This is a genomic window from Streptomyces sp. NBC_01092 (assembly GCF_045039535.1).
GTDB lineage: Bacteria > Actinomycetota > Actinomycetes > Streptomycetales > Streptomycetaceae > Streptomyces.
In genome coordinates this window covers 8,347,130-8,363,150 of record NZ_CP108659.1, presented here as the reverse complement: position 1 = coordinate 8,363,150, position 16,021 = coordinate 8,347,130, and the positions used below count along the sequence as shown (strand labels likewise).

Here is a 16,021-nt window from a genome sequence, read left to right as displayed (position 1 = left end):
CCCTGAACCAAGTCGAGGAGAGTGGAAGATGACGACATCGCCGAGATGGCGATCTGTTCTGACGCCGACCGCCCTGGCCGCCGCGCTCGCCGCAGCCGCCCTGGCGAGCGGGGCCACCGCCTACGCCGAGGACCACACGACGCCCCACCCGCCGTACCCGAGCAAGCCGGTCCACCCGGCTCACGCGCCGAAGCCGGCGTATCCGGCGAAGCCGGGGCACCCGGGGCACCCGGGGCACCCGGGCAAGCCTCTGTACCCGGCGAAGCCGGAACACCCGGGGAAGCCGGCATACCCTGCAAAGCCGGAACACCCCGGGAAGCCGGCATACCCTGCAAAGCCGGAACACCCGGCGAAGCCTGCGTATCCCGCGAAGCCGGAGCATCCTGCCAAGCCGGAGCACCCCGTGAAGCCGGCGTATCCGGCGCACCCGGCGAAGCCCGTTTACCCGGCCAAGCCGGCGAAGCCCGAGTACCCGGCGCACCCGGTGAAGCCTGCGTATCCGGAGAAGCCCGCCAAGCCTGAGTATCCGGCCAAGCCCGTGAAGCCCGCCTACCCGGACAAGCCGACGAAGCCCGAGTATCCGGCCCACCCGGTGAAGCCTGCGTATCCGGCCAAGCCTGTGTACCCGGCCAAGCCCGTGTATCCGGCGAAGCCTGAGTACCCGGCCAAGCCGGTCAAGCCGGAATACCCCGCGAAGCCTGTGTACCCGGCCAAGCCCGTCTATCCGAGCAAGCCGGTCAAGCCGGAATACCCGGCTAAGCCCGTGTATCCGGCGAAGCCCGTCTATCCGAGCAAGCCGGTCAAGCCCGAATACCCGGCAAAGCCCGTGTACCCGGCCAAGCCGACGAAGCCCGAGTACCCCGCCAAGCCGGTCTATCCGGCGAAGCCGGTGAAGCCGGAGTACCCCGCAAAGCCTGTCTATCCGGCGAAGCCGGTGAAGCCGGAGTACCCCGCCAAGCCCGAGTACCCCACGAAGCCCGCTTACCCGGCGAAGCCGGTCAAGCCGGAGTACCCGGCGAAGCCCGAGTACCCCAGCAAGCCTGCGTACCCGGCGAAGCCGGCCAAGCCTGAATACCCGGCCAAGCCCGCTTACCCCGCAAAGCCGGCCAAGCCCGAGTACCCGGCAAAGCCCGCCCACCCCTCAAAGCCCGACTACCCGGCCAAGCCCGCCTATCCGGCCAAGCCGATGAAGCCGGAGTACCCGGCAAAGCCGGCTCACCCGGACAAGCCCGACTACCCGTCAAAGCCCGCGCATCCTGCGAAGCCTGACTACCCGTCAAAGCCGGCCCACCCGTCGAAGCCCTCTCATCCCGACAAGCCTGACTACCCGTCGAAGCCCTCTCACCCCGACAAGCCCGACTACCCGTCAAAGCCGTCTCACCCCGACAAGCCCGACCACCCGTCCAAGCCCTCTCACCCCGACAAGCCTGACTACCCGTCCAAGCCCACTCACACCAAGCACCAGGAGAAGGACCAGTGGTAACCAGGAGCAGCTGATCCTGTCCGGTGCCGCCATGGGAGTGCCGGGCCCGGTTGATCCGGGCCCGGCACTCCGCTGTCGTGGCACGCGCCTGTTCGGGCGTCGGCGCATCGGCGCTGCCTCCCGCTCAGGATCACCCCCTACGGAATCTCCTGTTCGGCCCAGATGATCTTTCCGTCGGCCGTGTAGCGGGCGCCCCAGCGGTGGGCGAGTTGGGCCACCAGGAACAGGCCGCGGCCGCCCTCGTCCATGCTTCGGGCGTGGCGCAGGCGTGGGGCGGTGCTGCTCGCGTCGGCGACCTCGCAGGTGAGCCGGGAGTCGCGCAGGAGCCGTAGGCGGATGGGGGGTTCGGCGTAGCGGATGGCGTTGGTGACCAGCTCACTCACGATCAGTTCGGTCGTCATGGCCAGTTCGCCGTAGCCCCACGCGTGAACCTGACGGGTCGCCCGGGACCGGATGTCGGCTACGGCGGCGGGGTCCACCGGCACCTCCCAGGAGACGACGTGTTCGGTGCCCAGGGAGTGGGTGCGCGTCAGCAGGAGCGCGATGTCGTCGGGCTGTGGGACGGGTACCAGCTGCCGTACCGCGGACGAGCACAGCATGTCGAGGTCGAGGTCCCGTCGCCGCAGGATGTCGCCGAGTCGGGCCATGCCCCGCTCCATGTCGCGGCCGGCCGCCTCGACGAGGCCGTCGGTGTAGAGGCCGAACAGACTGTTCTCGGCGAGTTCGATCTCGCTCGCCTCGAACCCCATCCCGCCCAGTCCGAGAGGCGGTCCGGGCGGGGGTTCCGGGAAGGAGACCTGGCCGTCGGGGGTGACGACGACCGGGGGCGGGTGGCCGGCGCGGGCCATCGTGCAGCGTCTGGTGACCGGGTCGTACACGGCGTACAGACAGGTCGCGCCGAGGAAGCCGGCCGTGCCCCGGTGGGCCGCCTCGGCGCCGTCGTCGGAGCGCTCGTCACTGAGCCGCAGCACGAGGTCGTCGAGGTGGGCCAGCAGTTCGTCGGGCGGCATCTCCATGTCGGCGAGGGTCTGTACGGCGGTGCGCAGCCGGCCCATGGTCGCCGCGGCGGTGATGCCGTGCCCGACGACGTCGCCGACGACGAGGCCCACCCGGGCGCCGGACAGCGGGATCACGTCGAACCAGTCGCCGCCCACGCCACCCGTCGCGTCGGCCGGCAGGTAGGAGGACGCGACCTCCAGCGCCGTACCGCCCGACAGGGCCTGGGGCAGCAGGCTGCGCTGGAGGGTGACCGCCGCCGTGTGCTCCCGGGTGAAGCGGCGCGCGTTGTCTACGCACAGCGCCGCCCGGGCCACCAGCTCCTGTGCGACCAGGACGTCGTCGGGCTGGAACGAGACGGGGTTCAGGGACCGGACGAACGTGGCCAGGCCGAGCGCGGTGTTGCGGGCGCGCATCGGCACGGAGATGAGGGAGTGCAGGCCGAACTCGCGCATGCTGGCCGCTCGCGCGGGCTGCTCGGTGGCCCACAGGTCGTCGGCCGGGTCGAGGACCGGGATGAGGATCGGGTCGCCGTCGATGAGCAGACGCGCGTCGTGCGGCGGGGGCACGAAGTCCACCCGTTCACCGACCCGCACCACGGCCTCCGGGCAGCCCTCGCGCACCGAGCTCAGGCCGGCCCGGCGCATCACCGGCTTGGCGCGGGCCGGGCCCGCGTCGGTCAGCCAGGCTCCGTGCCCCTCGTTGCTGAGCACCGGCTCCAGCAGGTCCACGACGACGAAGTCCGCGAAGCGCGGCACCGCGAAGTCGGCCAGCTCCTGGGCCGTCCACAGCACGTCGAGGGTGGTGCCGATGCGCGTCCCGGCCTCGTTGACCAGCGTCAGCAACTGGCGGGCGTTCCATCGCTCGGTGACGTCCGAGACCATGTAGCAGACCCCGGTGATCGTGCCGTCGGTGTCCACGAGGGGGAAGAACGACGTGGAGTAGGCGCGCTGGCGGTGTGGATCGGCCCAGCTCCAGCCGGCGTACTCGTAGTCGGTGACCGGCACGCCCGTCTCCAGGACCTTGCGCATCAGGCCCTCGATGGTCTCCGCCTGGAGCCCGGGCAGCAGTTCGCTCAGCCGGCGGCCGAGCCGCTGCTCACGGGGCACACCGCCGAAGCGCTCCAGGGTGTCGTTGAGCCAGACGTAGCGCAGCTGGGTGTCCATCACGGCCATGCCGACCGGGGCGCGGGCCAGGAAGCCGTCGAGGACGGACTGGCCGGCGGCCCACTGCCGGAGCGGCTCGCGCCCCGAGATCAGGAAGCACTCGTCGCCGCCGATACCGAAGGACGCCGAGACCCGCAGATCCACGTCGACGGGGTGCCCGTCACGGTGCCGCAGGCGAATGCGGCCGCTCCACCCCATGCCGGCCCGGCAGCGCTCGGCGACGCCGGCGACGCGGACCGGGTCGCCGGGCATGGCCAGCAGACGCGCGGCGGAGGTGCCGACGACCTGTGCCGCCGGACGGCCGAGGAGTTCCTCCGCTGCCCGGGTCCAGCCGAGCACGACACCGTGCCCGGACACCACCGCCGCCGCGTCGGTGGACACGTCGAAGAGGGCGCGCGGTCCTGCCGACGCGGGCGCGTCGGGCCTTTCTCGCGGAGCTTCCATGGGTCCTCACGCAGCGTCCCTGGGGGTCCCGTCCTCTACACGACCATGTTCCTGCTAGTCCGCCCGATGTGCACGGGCCGACGACGCCCGGATCCGCTCCGGCCCGGCGCCACGGAACGCCCGGACTGGGCAAGCGGCGCGAGCGGAGAGAGCATGGAGGTGCCGGTCGTCGCAAGCGTGGTACCCGGTGCGGGCCGGAGCCGGTGCTCTGCCGGCCGGTGGCGGAGGTGCTGGGATGACAGCCGAGACCTTCGAGTCCGACGGTGGTGGGTACGCCCCGCCGCCCCGGCCGACCGGGCTGCTCGATGTGCTGAGCGTGGCCGCGGTGGTCGTGGACGCGGCCGGGCGCGTGGTGTTCTGGACCCCGCAGGCGGAGGAGCTCTTCGGGTACACCGCGGAGGAGGCGCTCGGCACGCCCGCGACGCGGCTGTTCATCCACCCCGAGCATCTGCCGGCCGTGGTGCAGCTGTTCACGGAGGTGCTGGAGACCGGCCGGAGCTGGGCCGGCACCTTCCCCGTGCGGCACAAGGACGGCAGCACCCGGCTGACGGAGTTCCGCAACATGCGGCTGCTGGACGATCTCGGGGACGTCTACGCCCTGGGTATCGCGGCCGACCACTCGCTGCTCCAGCGCGTGGAGACGGACCTGGCGCTGTGCGAGCGGCTGATCAACCAGTCCCCGATCGGTATCGCCCTGGTCGACCCCGAGCTGCGTTTCCTGCTGGTCAACCCGGCCCTGGCGCGTATCGACGGCACCCCCGCCGAGGACCATCTCGGCCGGCTGCTGAGGGAGACCCTGCCGCTGCCCGACATCGACACGATCGTGTCCTGCCTGCGCCAGGTGCTCACCACCGGCACGCCGCTCCTTGACCAGTACCACGTGGGCCGGCCGCCGGCCGATCCGGAGCAGGAGCGCGCCTGGTCGCTGTCCTTCTACCGGCTGGAGGATCCCGGCGGGCGGACCCTCGGCGCGGCCATCTCGTTCGTCGACGTCACCGAGCGGCACCGGGCCGCCGCCGAGGCCGACCGGGCGCGCAGACGTCTCGCCCTGATCGCCGACGCCTCCACCCGGGTCGGCACCACGCTGGAGGTGGACCGGACCGCGCACGAGCTGGCGGAGGTCGCCACGCCCGAGCTGGCCGACGTGGTCGCCGTGGACGTGCTGGACTCGGCGCTCGCGTGCCGGCGCGTGCGGCGACCGGACAACGGCCCGGAGCTGTTCCGCGCGCTGGCCCTGAAGGCGGCGTACCCGAGTGTGGCCCTGCGTGCCGCCGACCCGCCTGGTGACCTCGCCGCCTACGACGGAGACCGGCTGGTCACGATGTGCGTCCACACCGGCCGGCCGGTCCTGGTGCGGCACGTCGGCGACGACGATCTGCGGCGCATCGCCCGGGACCCCGAGGCGACCAGCCTGCTGGCGCGGGCGGGCGTGCACTCCTATCTCGCGGTGCCGTTGATCGCGCACGGCGAGGTGCTGGGCGCCCTCGACCTCAAGCGGACCCGCAATCCGGTGCCGTTCGACGAGGACGACGTCGTCCTCGCGACCGAGCTGGCCAGCCGGGCCGCCGTCGCCATCGACAACGCCCGCTGGTTCCAGAGCGTGCGCAACACCGCCCTCACCCTGCAGCGCAGCCTGCTGCCGGACCACCCGCCGCACCACACCGGCCTCGAGATCGCCTACCGCTACCAGCCCGCGCAGGCCACCAGCGAGGTCGGCGGCGATTGGTACGACGTCATTCCGCTGGAGGACGACAAGACCACGCTGGTCGTCGGCGACGTCATGGGCAACGGCATCGACGCCGCCGCGACCATGGGCCGGCTGCGCACCGCGACCTGCGCCTATGCCGACCTCGACCTCGACCCGGGCGCCGTGCTCCGGCACCTGGACAAGATCACCTGCGATCTGGAGCACTACATCGTCACCTGTCTGTACGCGGTGTTCGACCCCCGCACCCGGCGCTGCCACATCGCCAACGCCGGGCACATGCCGCCCGCGCTGGCCCGCCCCGGCCGGGCGCCGGAGCTGCTCGATCTGCCCGCCGGAGCCCCGCTCGGCGTCGGCGGCATCCCGTTCACCGCCACGACCGTCGAGCTGGGACCCGGCGATCTGCTGGTCCTCTACACCGACGGCCTCGTCGAGACCCGGCACCACTCCATCGACGACCGGCTGAACGCCCTGCTCGGCTTCCTCGACGAACCCCGCAGGCCCCTGGAGGAAACCTGCGACCTCCTCCTGTACGGCCTACGCCACCCCGACGACCACGACGACGTGGCCCTACTGGTCGCACGGGTGCTGTAGCGCGCGCTCGTCGCACGGGGGCGGCGGACGCCGGCTCGTCGCACTGGCGAGGTGGGCGCCCGCCGTCGCACGGGTGCGGTGGACACCCGCCCCTCGCACGGGCGCCGCAACACCCACCCCTCGCACGGGCGGGGTGTGCACCCGCTTATCGCACCGGCGCGGTGGACACCCGCCGTCGCACGGGGACCGTAGACGCCCGCTCCTCGCCCGGGTGCCACAGACGCCCACCCGTCGCACGGGGGTGGTGGACGCCGGCTCGTCGCACTGGCGAGGTGGGCGCCCGCCGTCGCACGGGTGCGGTGGACACCCACCCCTCGCACGGGCGGGGTGTGCACCCGCTTATCGCACCGGCGCGGTGGACACCCGCCGTCGCACGGGGGCCGTAGACGCCCGCCCCTCGCATCGGCGTCGCAGAACCCACCCGTCGCGCGGGCTGGTGGACGCCCGCTCATCGCACCGGCGTGGTGGTCACCCGCCGTCGCACGGGGACCGTAGACGCCTGCTCCTCGCCCAGGTGCCACAGACGCCCACCCGTCGCACGGGCGCCGCAGACTCCCCCCTCGCACCGGCGCCGCAGACACCCCACCCATCGCTCGGACACCACAGACCCCACCCGTCGCACGGGCGCCGCAGACTCCCCCCTCGCACCGGCGCCGCAGACACCCCACCCATCGCTCGGGCACCACAGACCCCACCCACCGCATGGGTCCCGCAGACTCCACCTATCGCACGGGCACCACAGACAACACACCCCCCCGCACGAGCGCGTTAGCCACCTCCTCGTCACACGGGCGCCCCCAAACACCCACCCGTCACACAGGCACCACAGGCACCCCCCACCAAACCCGCCTTGCCCGCGCCCCGCGCCCGGCGCACGCTGTTCCTATGGGTGGTGGTGGTGAGGGCCCTACGCTCATCGGGTCGGTGCAGCGTGCCTTCCGTCTGTTGGAGGCGATGAGCGCGCACGAGAACGGCGCGCCGGCGAAGCAGCTGGCGCGGGAGACCGGGCTGCCCCTGGCCACGGCGTACCACCTGCTGCGAACGCTGGTGCACGACGGATACGTACGCAAGCTCGACGACGGCGGGTTCATCCTGGGCGAGCGGCTTCAGACGCTGCACACGACGGGCCGGGGGCAGGCGCTGCTCAGCCGGATCCGGCCCACGCTCGCCGCGCTGCGGGACGAGCTGTCCACCGCCGCGTACCTCACCTTCTACGAGGAGGGGGAGATCCGGGTGGCCGAGATCGTCGACGGTCCGCGCGCGCCCCGGGTCGATCTCTGGGTGGGGTTCGAGGACGCGGGGCATGCCACGGCGCTCGGCAAGTCCGTGCTGCGCGAGCTGGACGAGGAGGCGCGCAAGGACTACCTGTCCCGGCATCAGCTCGCCGATCTCACGCCCAGGACCATCACCGATCGCCCGGAGCTGCTCAGACGCCTGGAATCCGCGCCGCTGGCCCCGGCGGTCACGGACATGGAGGAGTACTCCCTCGGCACGGTGTGTGTCGCGGTGCCCGTCTACAGCGGCGACACCCTCGGCTCGCTCGGCGTCTCGCTGCGTGCCGACCGGCGCTCGCGGCTGGAGGAGGTCACGGCGCGCCTGATTCCGGCCGCGAACCGCGTGACCAGGGGCCTGTCGCTCACTATCTGAAATCCCAGTCCTTGTCCCACCCCGGGTCGAACCCGTTTCCTGAATAAAGCAGACATTTCCCCGGGTGCATGCCCCCACGCACAGGTGAGGACAGCGGACAAGCGATGAGCAAGGCCCTCGATCACGACCCCGACCACTGGCCGAGGCGCCTGGTCGCCGTCACGCCCGTACTGCCCATGCTGCCGATCCTGATCGTCTGCGCTCTCGTGCTCGTCGGTCTCGTCGACGGTTCGGGGGTGACCTGGGTGCCGCTGCTCGCCACCGCGCCCGCGCTCGCCGCCACCACCGGCGGGCCGCGCGGCGTCCTGTGCGTGGGGCTGCTGTCCGCCGTCCTCGGGGTGAGCCTCGGCATCCGGGGCGACGCTGCGGACGGCGTGCTCGCGGTCGCGCTGGCCTCCCTGCTGGTGGTCACCCTGGCGTGCGCCGCGACCAGCGCGCTGCGCGGCCGGCGCGAGCGGGTGCTGGCGGCGGTGCGCTCGGTCGCCGAGGCCGCCCAGCACGCGCTGCTGCAGCCGATACCGGCAACGGTCGGACCGTTCCAGGTGGCCGTGCGCTACAGCGCCGCCGCGGCCGAGGCCCGCATCGGCGGAGATCTGTACGCCCTGGTGTCGACGCCGTACGGGGTCAGGCTGATCGTCGGCGATGTGCGCGGCAAGGGGCTGCCGGCCGTGAGCACGGCGGCACTGGTGGTCGGTGTGTTCCGCGAGGCCGCCCATGACGAGCCCGACCTCCTGGACGTCGTCGCGCGGATCGAGCGGAGTCTGGCGCGCAACCTGGGCACCGACGACTTCGTCACCGCCGTGGTCGCCGGGTATCCGCGGGACGGGCAGCTGGAGGTGGTCAACTGCGGTCACGCGCCGCCGCTGCTGGTACGGGACTCCGTCGTCGTACCGGTCGAGCCGGTCCGTCCGGCCCCGCCGCTCGGTCTGCGCACCCTGTCGGGCGAGACGCCCGATCTGCAGGTGCTGCCGTTCGCCGACGGGGACCAGTTGCTGCTGTACACCGACGGTGTCACGGAGGCCCGCAATCACGACCGCGAGTTCTATCCGCTCGCCGAGGGGCTGGCGCGGCACACCGGTGACGAGCCGGTGGACACCGTCACCGCGCTGCACGGCGAACTGCTGGCCCACGTCGGCGGCCGTCTCCACGACGACGCGGCCCTGCTCCTGCTGCGCATGCCGGCCAGGACCGAAGCGCCCGCCCCCCGCGAGCCGTCCGAGGCCGACCGGGTCGAGTCGTGCGCGCCGTAGCTCCGCCGGAACACCGGCCCGGCGGCGTCGCGGACCCGGCACTTCCCGTGGACCGCACCGTGCTCACCGCGGGGAACGGTGTTAGAAATGAGGCATGGCCGGATTCCTCGGCCGCCTGCGCTCGCTGTTGAGCGCACGTACCGTGGCCCGGCAGGTCTTCGTGCTGCAGGCGGCGATCGTGGTGCTCCTCGTCGTCGCCGCCGTGGTGGCCCTGGTGCTCCAGGTGCGCACCGACACCAGGCGCGAGGCCGGCAACCGCTCCCTCGCCGTGGCGGAGTCCTTCGCGAAGTCACCCGGCATCGTCGATGCCCTGGCGAGCCCGGATCCGAGCGCGGCACTCCAGCCCAGCGCCGAGGCCGCGCGCAAGGACACCGACGTGGACTTCATCGTCGTGATGACCAAGGACGGGATCCGCTACACCCACCCCAACCCCGACCGGATCGGCAAGCACTTCGTCGGCACCATCGCGCCGGCCGCGGCGGGCGGGGTCGTACGGGAGACGTACACCGGCACCCTGGGGCCGTCCGAGCGGGCCGTGGTCCCCGTCACCGACGAGCGGGGCGAGGTCGTCGGACTGGTGGCCGCCGGGGTGACGCTCGAAAGCGTCGGCGGGCTCGTGGACCACCAGCTGCCGACGCTGTTCGGCTCGGCGGCCGCCGCCCTCGTCCTCGCCACCGGCGTGACCGCGCTGGTCAGCCGTCGGCTGCTGCGCCAGACGCACGGGCTGGGGCCCGAAGAGATGACGCGGATGTACGAGCATCACGACGCCGTCCTGCACTCCGTGCGGGAAGGTGTGCTGATCATGGACGAGCGGCGTCGGCTCGCGCTTGCGAACGACGAGGCGCGCCGGCTGCTCGGACTGTCCGCGGACGCGGAGGGGCGGCCCTGCGTCGCCCTCGGCATCGGCAGCGACCTGGCCCGGCTGTTCTCCTCCGGCCGGGACGCCACCGACGAGGTGCATCTCGCGGAGGGCCGGCTGCTGGCGGTCAGCCAGCGCTCCACCGACCGGGACGGCGGACCGCCCGGCAGTGTGGCGACACTGCGGGACACCACCGAGCTGCGGACGCTGACCGGCCGCGCGGACGTCGCGCAGGAGCGGCTGAAGCTGCTGTACGACGCCGGGCTGGAGATCGGCACCACCCTCGACGTCACCCGCACCTCGCAGGAACTGACCGACTTCGCGGTGCCGCGGTTCGCCGACTTCGTCTCCGTCGATCTCGCGGATCCGGTGCTGCGCGGCGAGGAGCCCAAGGAGGGCCGCACCGACATGCGCCGGGTCGCCTTCCAGGGCGTACGGGACGACAGCCCGCTGTACCCCATCGGCAAGCTGATCCACTTCGCCCCGGCCACCCCGCAGGCCTTCGGCTTCGGCACGGGCAAGACGGTGCTGGAGACGGACATGCCCGCCCTCTCCGGCTGGCAGGAGCAGGATCCCGACAACGCCCGCAGAATCGTGCAGTACGGGTTCCACTCGATGCTCACGGTCCCGCTGCGGGCCCGTGGCGTCATCATGGGCATGGCCACCTTCTGGCGCGCCGAGCGGCCCGATCCCTTCGAGCGCGACGACATCTCCCTGGCCGAGGAGCTGGTGGCGCGGGCCGCCGTAAGCATCGACAACGCCCGCCGCTACACCCGCGAGCACACGCTGTCGGTCACGCTCCAGCGCAGCCTGCTGCCGCGGGCCCTGCCCGAGCAGAGCGCCCTCGACGTCGCCTTCCGCTATCTGCCCGCGCAGGCGGCGCAGGGCGGGGTCGGCGGGGACTGGTTCGACGTCATCCCGCTGCCGGGCGCGCGGGTGGCCCTGGTGGTGGGGGACGTCGTGGGTCACGGACTGCACGCGGCGGCGACGATGGGACGGCTGCGCACCGCGGTCAACAACTTCTCCACGCTGGACCTGCCGCCCGACGAACTCCTCGGCCATCTGGACGAGTTGGTGGCCCGCATCGACCAGGACGAAGGCGAGGGCGAGGGCGAGGCAGCGCCGATCACCGGGGCGACCTGCCTGTACGCGGTGTACGACCCGTCCTCCGGGCTGTGTTCCCTCTCCCGCGCCGGCCACCTCGAACCGGCCCTCGTGCACCCCGACGGCGAGGTGGAGTTCCTGACCGTGCCCGGCGGGGCGCCGCTGGGCCTGGGCGGCAGCCTGCCCTTCGAGGCGACCGAGGTGCGACTGCCCGAGGGCAGCGGGCTGGTGCTGTACACGGACGGGCTGGTGGAGGACGCGGGCCGGGACATCGACGAGGGGCTGGAGCGGCTGCGCGGCGCGCTCGCCGCGACGCCTCCGACGCACGACCGGACGCCGGAGCAGACGTGCAAGGCGGTGCTGGAGACCCTGCTGCCCGAGCGTCCACGCGACGACGTCGCCCTCGTCGTCGCCCGGACCCGGCTGCTCCCCTCCGACCGCACGGCGTCCTGGGACGTCCCGGACGACCCCTCCGCGGTGGCCCGGGTGCGGGCGGCGGCGGCCCGGACACTGACCGACTGGGGTCTGGCGGAGGAGGCGTTCACGACCGAGCTGATCCTCAGCGAGCTGGTCACCAACGCCCTGCGGCACGCCACCGGCCCGATCCGGGTCCGCCTGATCCGCGACCTCGCCCTGATCTGCGAGGTCTCCGACGGCAGCAGCACCGCCCCGCACCTGCGCACTGCGGCCACCACGGACGAGGGCGGCCGGGGCCTGTTCCTGGTGGCCCAGTTCGCCGACCGCTGGGGCACGCGCTACACGGCGGACGGCAAGGTGATCTGGACGGAACAGCCGCTGGCGCCGGGGCCGGCGAACGGCCTGTAGCGGCCGGAACTTCTCGGCGGGCCCGAGGACCCGTACACCCGCCTCCTCCTGGCCTCCGTACCGCGCCGGGGCTGGGATCCGGCCGACGCGGTACGGGCCAGGGCGAAGGCGGGCGCCGCCTGGCCGCACAGGGGCTCAGCCCCCGTGCGCCTCCAGCGCCGCCCGCACGCCCGACTCCAGGGCCCCCTCGATCCAGGACGGCTTCACCGAGGTGTGGTCACCGGCGAAGTGCAGCGGGCCTTCAGGGGTGCGGATGGCTTCCAGCAGCTCCGTGTGCTGGCCGGGGAGGAGCACGGATGCCTCGCCGTACGCGTACGGGTCACGCAGCCAGCTCTGCGTGCGCCCGGCACCCGTGTAGAAGACCTCGACGCGCAGGCCGTAGACCTGTTGCAGGCCGCGCAGCGCGTGCGGGTAACGGGCGTCCTCGTCGAGGGAGTCCCAGCGGGAGGCGTCGTCGGCCCAGCTGTAGGAGGCGAGGACGACGCCGCCCTTGCTGCCCTCGATCGGGTGCGAGGGGTTGATCATGAAGCGGTTGGAGTTGTCGGAGACCGAGCCGCCGCCGACGATGTGCGCGGCCTCGGGCTGGTCGCGGGTGGCCCAGCGGTTGGCGGCGTGGTGCGCGCGCTGTGCGTCGCTGATGTGGCCGGCCGGGACGGAGGGGTGGGCGCCGAGGAGGCTGCCGTCGGCCGGGGCGTTGCCCTTGCGGTAGTCGTCGTAGAGCCCGGGCCGTACGGCGTCGAGCTCCCGCTTCCAGTCGGCCTCGGTGAACTCCCACCAGCGCAGGCCGAATTCGAGCAGCACCTTGGTCGCGCTGTCGTAGTGCAGCTCGGCCACCGCCCGCCGCTTCTTGTACGACATCAGCGGGCTGACCTGCACCTGCCTCAGCCCCGAGAACGGCACCGTGACGACCGCGAGGTCACCGGTGAACTGCTCGCGCACGACCTTGCCGTCGCGGCCCTCGGAGACCGTGTCGATCCAGACGTGCGGGCCCTTGGCGTGGACGTGGGAGGTGTCGTCGGCGCCGGGCCGGCCGGGGGCCCAGTACTCGATGTGGGTCGCGCGTCGGTCGAGGCGCAGGACGTCGGCGACCTGCCCCAGCAGCGCGTCCGGCAGGGTCGCCGTGCCGCCGACCAGCTCCCAGAACGCGGTGTCGGGGCTGATCAGCGACTGGCTGATGAAGCTGTGGATGAAGGAGAGCGGCAGCCGTGAGGTGAGGTTCTCCAGGGTGCCGATCAGGTCGACGGTGCGTTCGTCGAAGCCGGCCTCCTCGGTCAGGAAGCGGTACATCGACCAGTCGCCGTACTTCTGCACGACCCGCGCCCAGCCCTCGACCCGCTCGGGCATCGGCTTGTCGACGCGCTTGCCGTCCGGGCCGACGGTGCTGAACTCGTCGCGTACGGGGTCCAGGGCGCGGCGCAGGATGGTGCCGGACGGCGTGTCCCAGTACTCGCGCGGGACGCCGAACGAGCGGTTGACCTTGCGGGGTGCCTTCGCGTACTCCGAGCGGCGTACGCGGACGCCGTTGACGTGCAGCCAGGCGTTGTTGACGGGCTTGCCGTCCGTGTCGACGTCGACGAGGTGGAACGGGCGGCGTTTGACGCCGAGTTGGTCGATCAGCTGCATCACCAGCGGATGGCTGCCGGGGATGCGCATGGCGCCGGCCTCCGCGTACTGGGCCGGATCGGCGAACGCCTGCGCCGCCTGCTCGTGCCCGCCGGTGCGGAAGGTCTTGATGCGGCCGCCGACCCGGTTGCCGTTGGCCTCGACGAGCGTGACGTGGTGCCCGGCCCGCTTCAGCAGCCAGGCGGCGACCAGGCCGGCCGGTCCGGCGCCGACGACGAGGATCTTTCTGGCGGTCTTCGTCGTCGCGCGCGGCAGCCCGGAGTCGAGGATCTTCCGGTACGCCGGCGCGAGCGGCCGGTCGTGGTCGTCGACCAGCAGCAGGGCGCGGGCGACGGCCAGGCAGGTGTCCCAGTCGGCGGTGGCCTTCGGTCGGTGCGGGGCGGCGGGTGCCGCGGTCGCCGCCGACGCGGGCGTCAACGCTGCCAGGGCGGCCGTCGCGGCAGACGCGGTCGTGAACTGCCGCCGGGAGAAGGGAGTTGAGCCGTCAGACGCGCGGTGATTGTCCATGTGCCCTGGATATCGGGGCAGTTGGCGACCCGGCGGTCGATCCGGCCGATCATCACCTGAACGGGCAAGCGCACCATCGCGCCGCCGCGCCGGGTGTGCGTCCGCACGCGGGTTTGCCGAGCGCGCGGACGAAACCGAGGCACGCATGTCGAAACCGTTGACGGGGACATGCCCCACTTTCTATCTTCTGACTCCATCACGATCGGAATCACGAACTTCGTTCGAAATTACGGACACGCACGGACACACATTACGGACAGGGACGGTCTCGTATATGCCCCGGATGTCTCATCCACCGCTCAGGAAACGCCGCAGATCGCTGATCCTCTGTGTACTCGCCGCGCTCCTGGCCCTGGTGGCGACCACACAGCCTGCGTCCGCGGCCGACGGCCGCCCGTACACCAACCCGCTGAAGTCGTTCAAGGGCGCCGACCCGTGGCTCCAGTACCACGACGGCAACTACTACCTGATCACCACGACGTTCACCGGCATCCTCGGCATCCGCAAGTCGCCGACGCTCGCGGGCCTGGCCACCGCACCCAGCGTTCAGGTGTGGTCGGACACCACGTCGACCCGCAACACCAACATCTGGGCGCCGGAGATGCATCTGTTCAACGGCCATTGGTACGTGTACTACTCGGCCGGCCAGAGCGGCGTCGTCTGCTGCGATTCCCAGCGCACGCACGTCCTGGAGAGCGCCGGCACCGACCCGATGGGGCCGTACACCTACAAGGGCTCGCTCACCGGCTCCAACCTCACGCCGGGCGGCTGGCTGATCGACGCGAGCGTGCTCCAGGCGAACGACAAGCTGTACCTGGTCGGCAGCGGGTTCATCAACGGCAGTACGCAGAGCCTCGTCATCGCCCCGCTGAGCAACCCGTACACCCTGGCGAGCAGTTCCTTCACGATCATCTCCAGTCCGACGCTGGACTGGGAGCGGTCCGGCAGCCCCGTCAACGAAGGCCCGGAGCCGCTCTACCGCAACGGCCGCACCTTCCTGACGTACTCCGCGAGCTCCTGCCAGACCGCCGACTACAAGCTGGGCCAACTGGAGTTGACCGGCTCCGACCCGCTGAGCCCGGCATCCTGGACCAAGAAGCAGACTCCGGTCTTCCAGCGCAGTGACGCGAACGGCGTCTACGGCCCCGGCCACAACGGCTTCTTCACCTCGCCCGACGGCACCGAGAACTGGATCGTCTACCACGCCAACTCCGCGTCGAACGGCGGCTGCGGCAACGGCCGCACCACCCGCGCCCAGGAGTTCAGCTGGAACGCCGACGGCACCCCGAATTTCGGCACCCCGGTCGCCCTCGGCGCAACCCTCCCCGGCCCGTCCGGCGAGACGGCCGCGACGCCGACGTCGTACACCCTCGTCAACCGCAACAGCGGCAAGTGCCTGGACGTGAACGGCGGCAACACTGCCGACGGGACCAACATCTTCCAGTGGACCTGCACCGGCGGGACCAACCAGAAGTGGAAGGTCGAGGACCTCGGCGACGACACCAGCCGGCTCGTCAACGTCGCCACCGGCAAGGTGATGGACACCGCCGACTGCTCCGCGGCCGACGGCGCGGACATCCGCCAGTGGTCCTGGCTCAACAACAAGTGCCAGCGCTACCGCCTCGTGTTCACCGCGACCGGCGACCACGTCCGCATCGTCAACGAGTCCACCGGCAAGGTCGCCGACGTCGCCGACTGCTCCGCCGCGAACGGCGCCGACGTACGCCAGTGGACCTGGCTGAACAACACCTGCCAGCAGTGGCGCCTCGTCCCCACGACCTGAAACGTGAACCGGATCTGGAGAACTCCCTTGAGACG

At 71.9% G+C, this 16,021-nt stretch carries 8 protein-coding genes; 6 read left to right on the top strand and 2 right to left on the bottom strand.

Features of this window, described 5'->3' with window-relative positions; genetic code table 11:
• Positions 1-28: 28 nt before the first annotated feature.
• A complete protein-coding gene (locus OG254_RS37825) occupies positions 29-1,483 on the top strand; it encodes a hypothetical protein (protein ID WP_405591110.1) in 1,455 nt (484 codons plus the stop codon).
• Positions 1,484-1,620: 137 nt separating this feature from the next.
• On the opposite strand, the gene OG254_RS37820 is transcribed toward OG254_RS37825, so the two are convergent.
• Positions 1,621-4,089, bottom strand: coding sequence for a SpoIIE family protein phosphatase (locus OG254_RS37820; RefSeq protein WP_405591107.1), 2,469 nt, complete (start codon positions 4,087-4,089; stop codon positions 1,621-1,623).
• Positions 4,090-4,324: 235 nt separating this feature from the next.
• Between OG254_RS37820 and OG254_RS37815 the strand changes: the two genes are divergently transcribed.
• The 4 genes from OG254_RS37815 to OG254_RS37800 all read left to right on the top strand — a co-directional run bounded on the left by OG254_RS37815 (position 4,325) and on the right by OG254_RS37800 (position 12,073).
• Positions 4,325-6,388, top strand: coding sequence for a SpoIIE family protein phosphatase (locus tag OG254_RS37815; protein WP_405591105.1), 2,064 nt, complete (start codon positions 4,325-4,327; stop codon positions 6,386-6,388).
• 885 nt (positions 6,389-7,273) lie between these two features.
• Positions 7,274-8,035 (top strand): IclR family transcriptional regulator, encoded by a 762-nt coding sequence (locus tag OG254_RS37810; protein WP_405591102.1) that lies wholly within the window; start codon positions 7,274-7,276, stop codon positions 8,033-8,035.
• Between the two features lie 104 nt (positions 8,036-8,139).
• Positions 8,140-9,285 (top strand): PP2C family protein-serine/threonine phosphatase, encoded by a 1,146-nt coding sequence (locus OG254_RS37805; protein WP_405591100.1) that lies wholly within the window; start codon positions 8,140-8,142, stop codon positions 9,283-9,285.
• A 94-nt stretch (positions 9,286-9,379) separates the two neighbouring features.
• Positions 9,380-12,073, top strand: coding sequence for a SpoIIE family protein phosphatase (locus tag OG254_RS37800; protein WP_405591097.1), 2,694 nt, complete (start codon positions 9,380-9,382; stop codon positions 12,071-12,073).
• A gap of 135 nt (positions 12,074-12,208) precedes the next feature.
• Here OG254_RS37800 and OG254_RS37795 read toward each other — a convergent pair whose 3' ends face one another.
• Entirely contained in the window at positions 12,209-14,203 is a 1,995-nt protein-coding gene (locus OG254_RS37795; RefSeq protein ID WP_405591094.1) for a flavin monoamine oxidase family protein, read from the bottom strand.
• A gap of 283 nt (positions 14,204-14,486) precedes the next feature.
• On the opposite strand from OG254_RS37795, the gene OG254_RS37790 reads away from it, so the two are divergent.
• On the top strand, positions 14,487-15,986 hold the full coding sequence (locus tag OG254_RS37790; RefSeq protein WP_405595425.1) for a family 43 glycosylhydrolase: 1,500 nt from the start codon (positions 14,487-14,489) through the stop codon (positions 15,984-15,986).
• Positions 15,987-16,021: the final 35 nt, after the last annotated feature.

Coding starts and splice junctions, on each gene's coding strand:
- OG254_RS37825 (WP_405591110.1), top strand. CDS start 29: ATGACGACATCGCCGAGATGGCGATCTGTTCTGACGCCGACCGCCCTG.
- OG254_RS37820 (WP_405591107.1), bottom strand. CDS start 4,089: ATGGAAGCTCCGCGAGAAAGGCCCGACGCGCCCGCGTCGGCAGGACCG.
- OG254_RS37815 (WP_405591105.1), top strand. CDS start 4,325: ATGACAGCCGAGACCTTCGAGTCCGACGGTGGTGGGTACGCCCCGCCG.
- OG254_RS37810 (WP_405591102.1), top strand. CDS start 7,274: ATGGGTGGTGGTGGTGAGGGCCCTACGCTCATCGGGTCGGTGCAGCGT.
- OG254_RS37805 (WP_405591100.1), top strand. CDS start 8,140: ATGAGCAAGGCCCTCGATCACGACCCCGACCACTGGCCGAGGCGCCTG.
- OG254_RS37800 (WP_405591097.1), top strand. CDS start 9,380: ATGGCCGGATTCCTCGGCCGCCTGCGCTCGCTGTTGAGCGCACGTACC.
- OG254_RS37795 (WP_405591094.1), bottom strand. CDS start 14,203: ATGGACAATCACCGCGCGTCTGACGGCTCAACTCCCTTCTCCCGGCGG.
- OG254_RS37790 (WP_405595425.1), top strand. CDS start 14,487: ATGTCTCATCCACCGCTCAGGAAACGCCGCAGATCGCTGATCCTCTGT.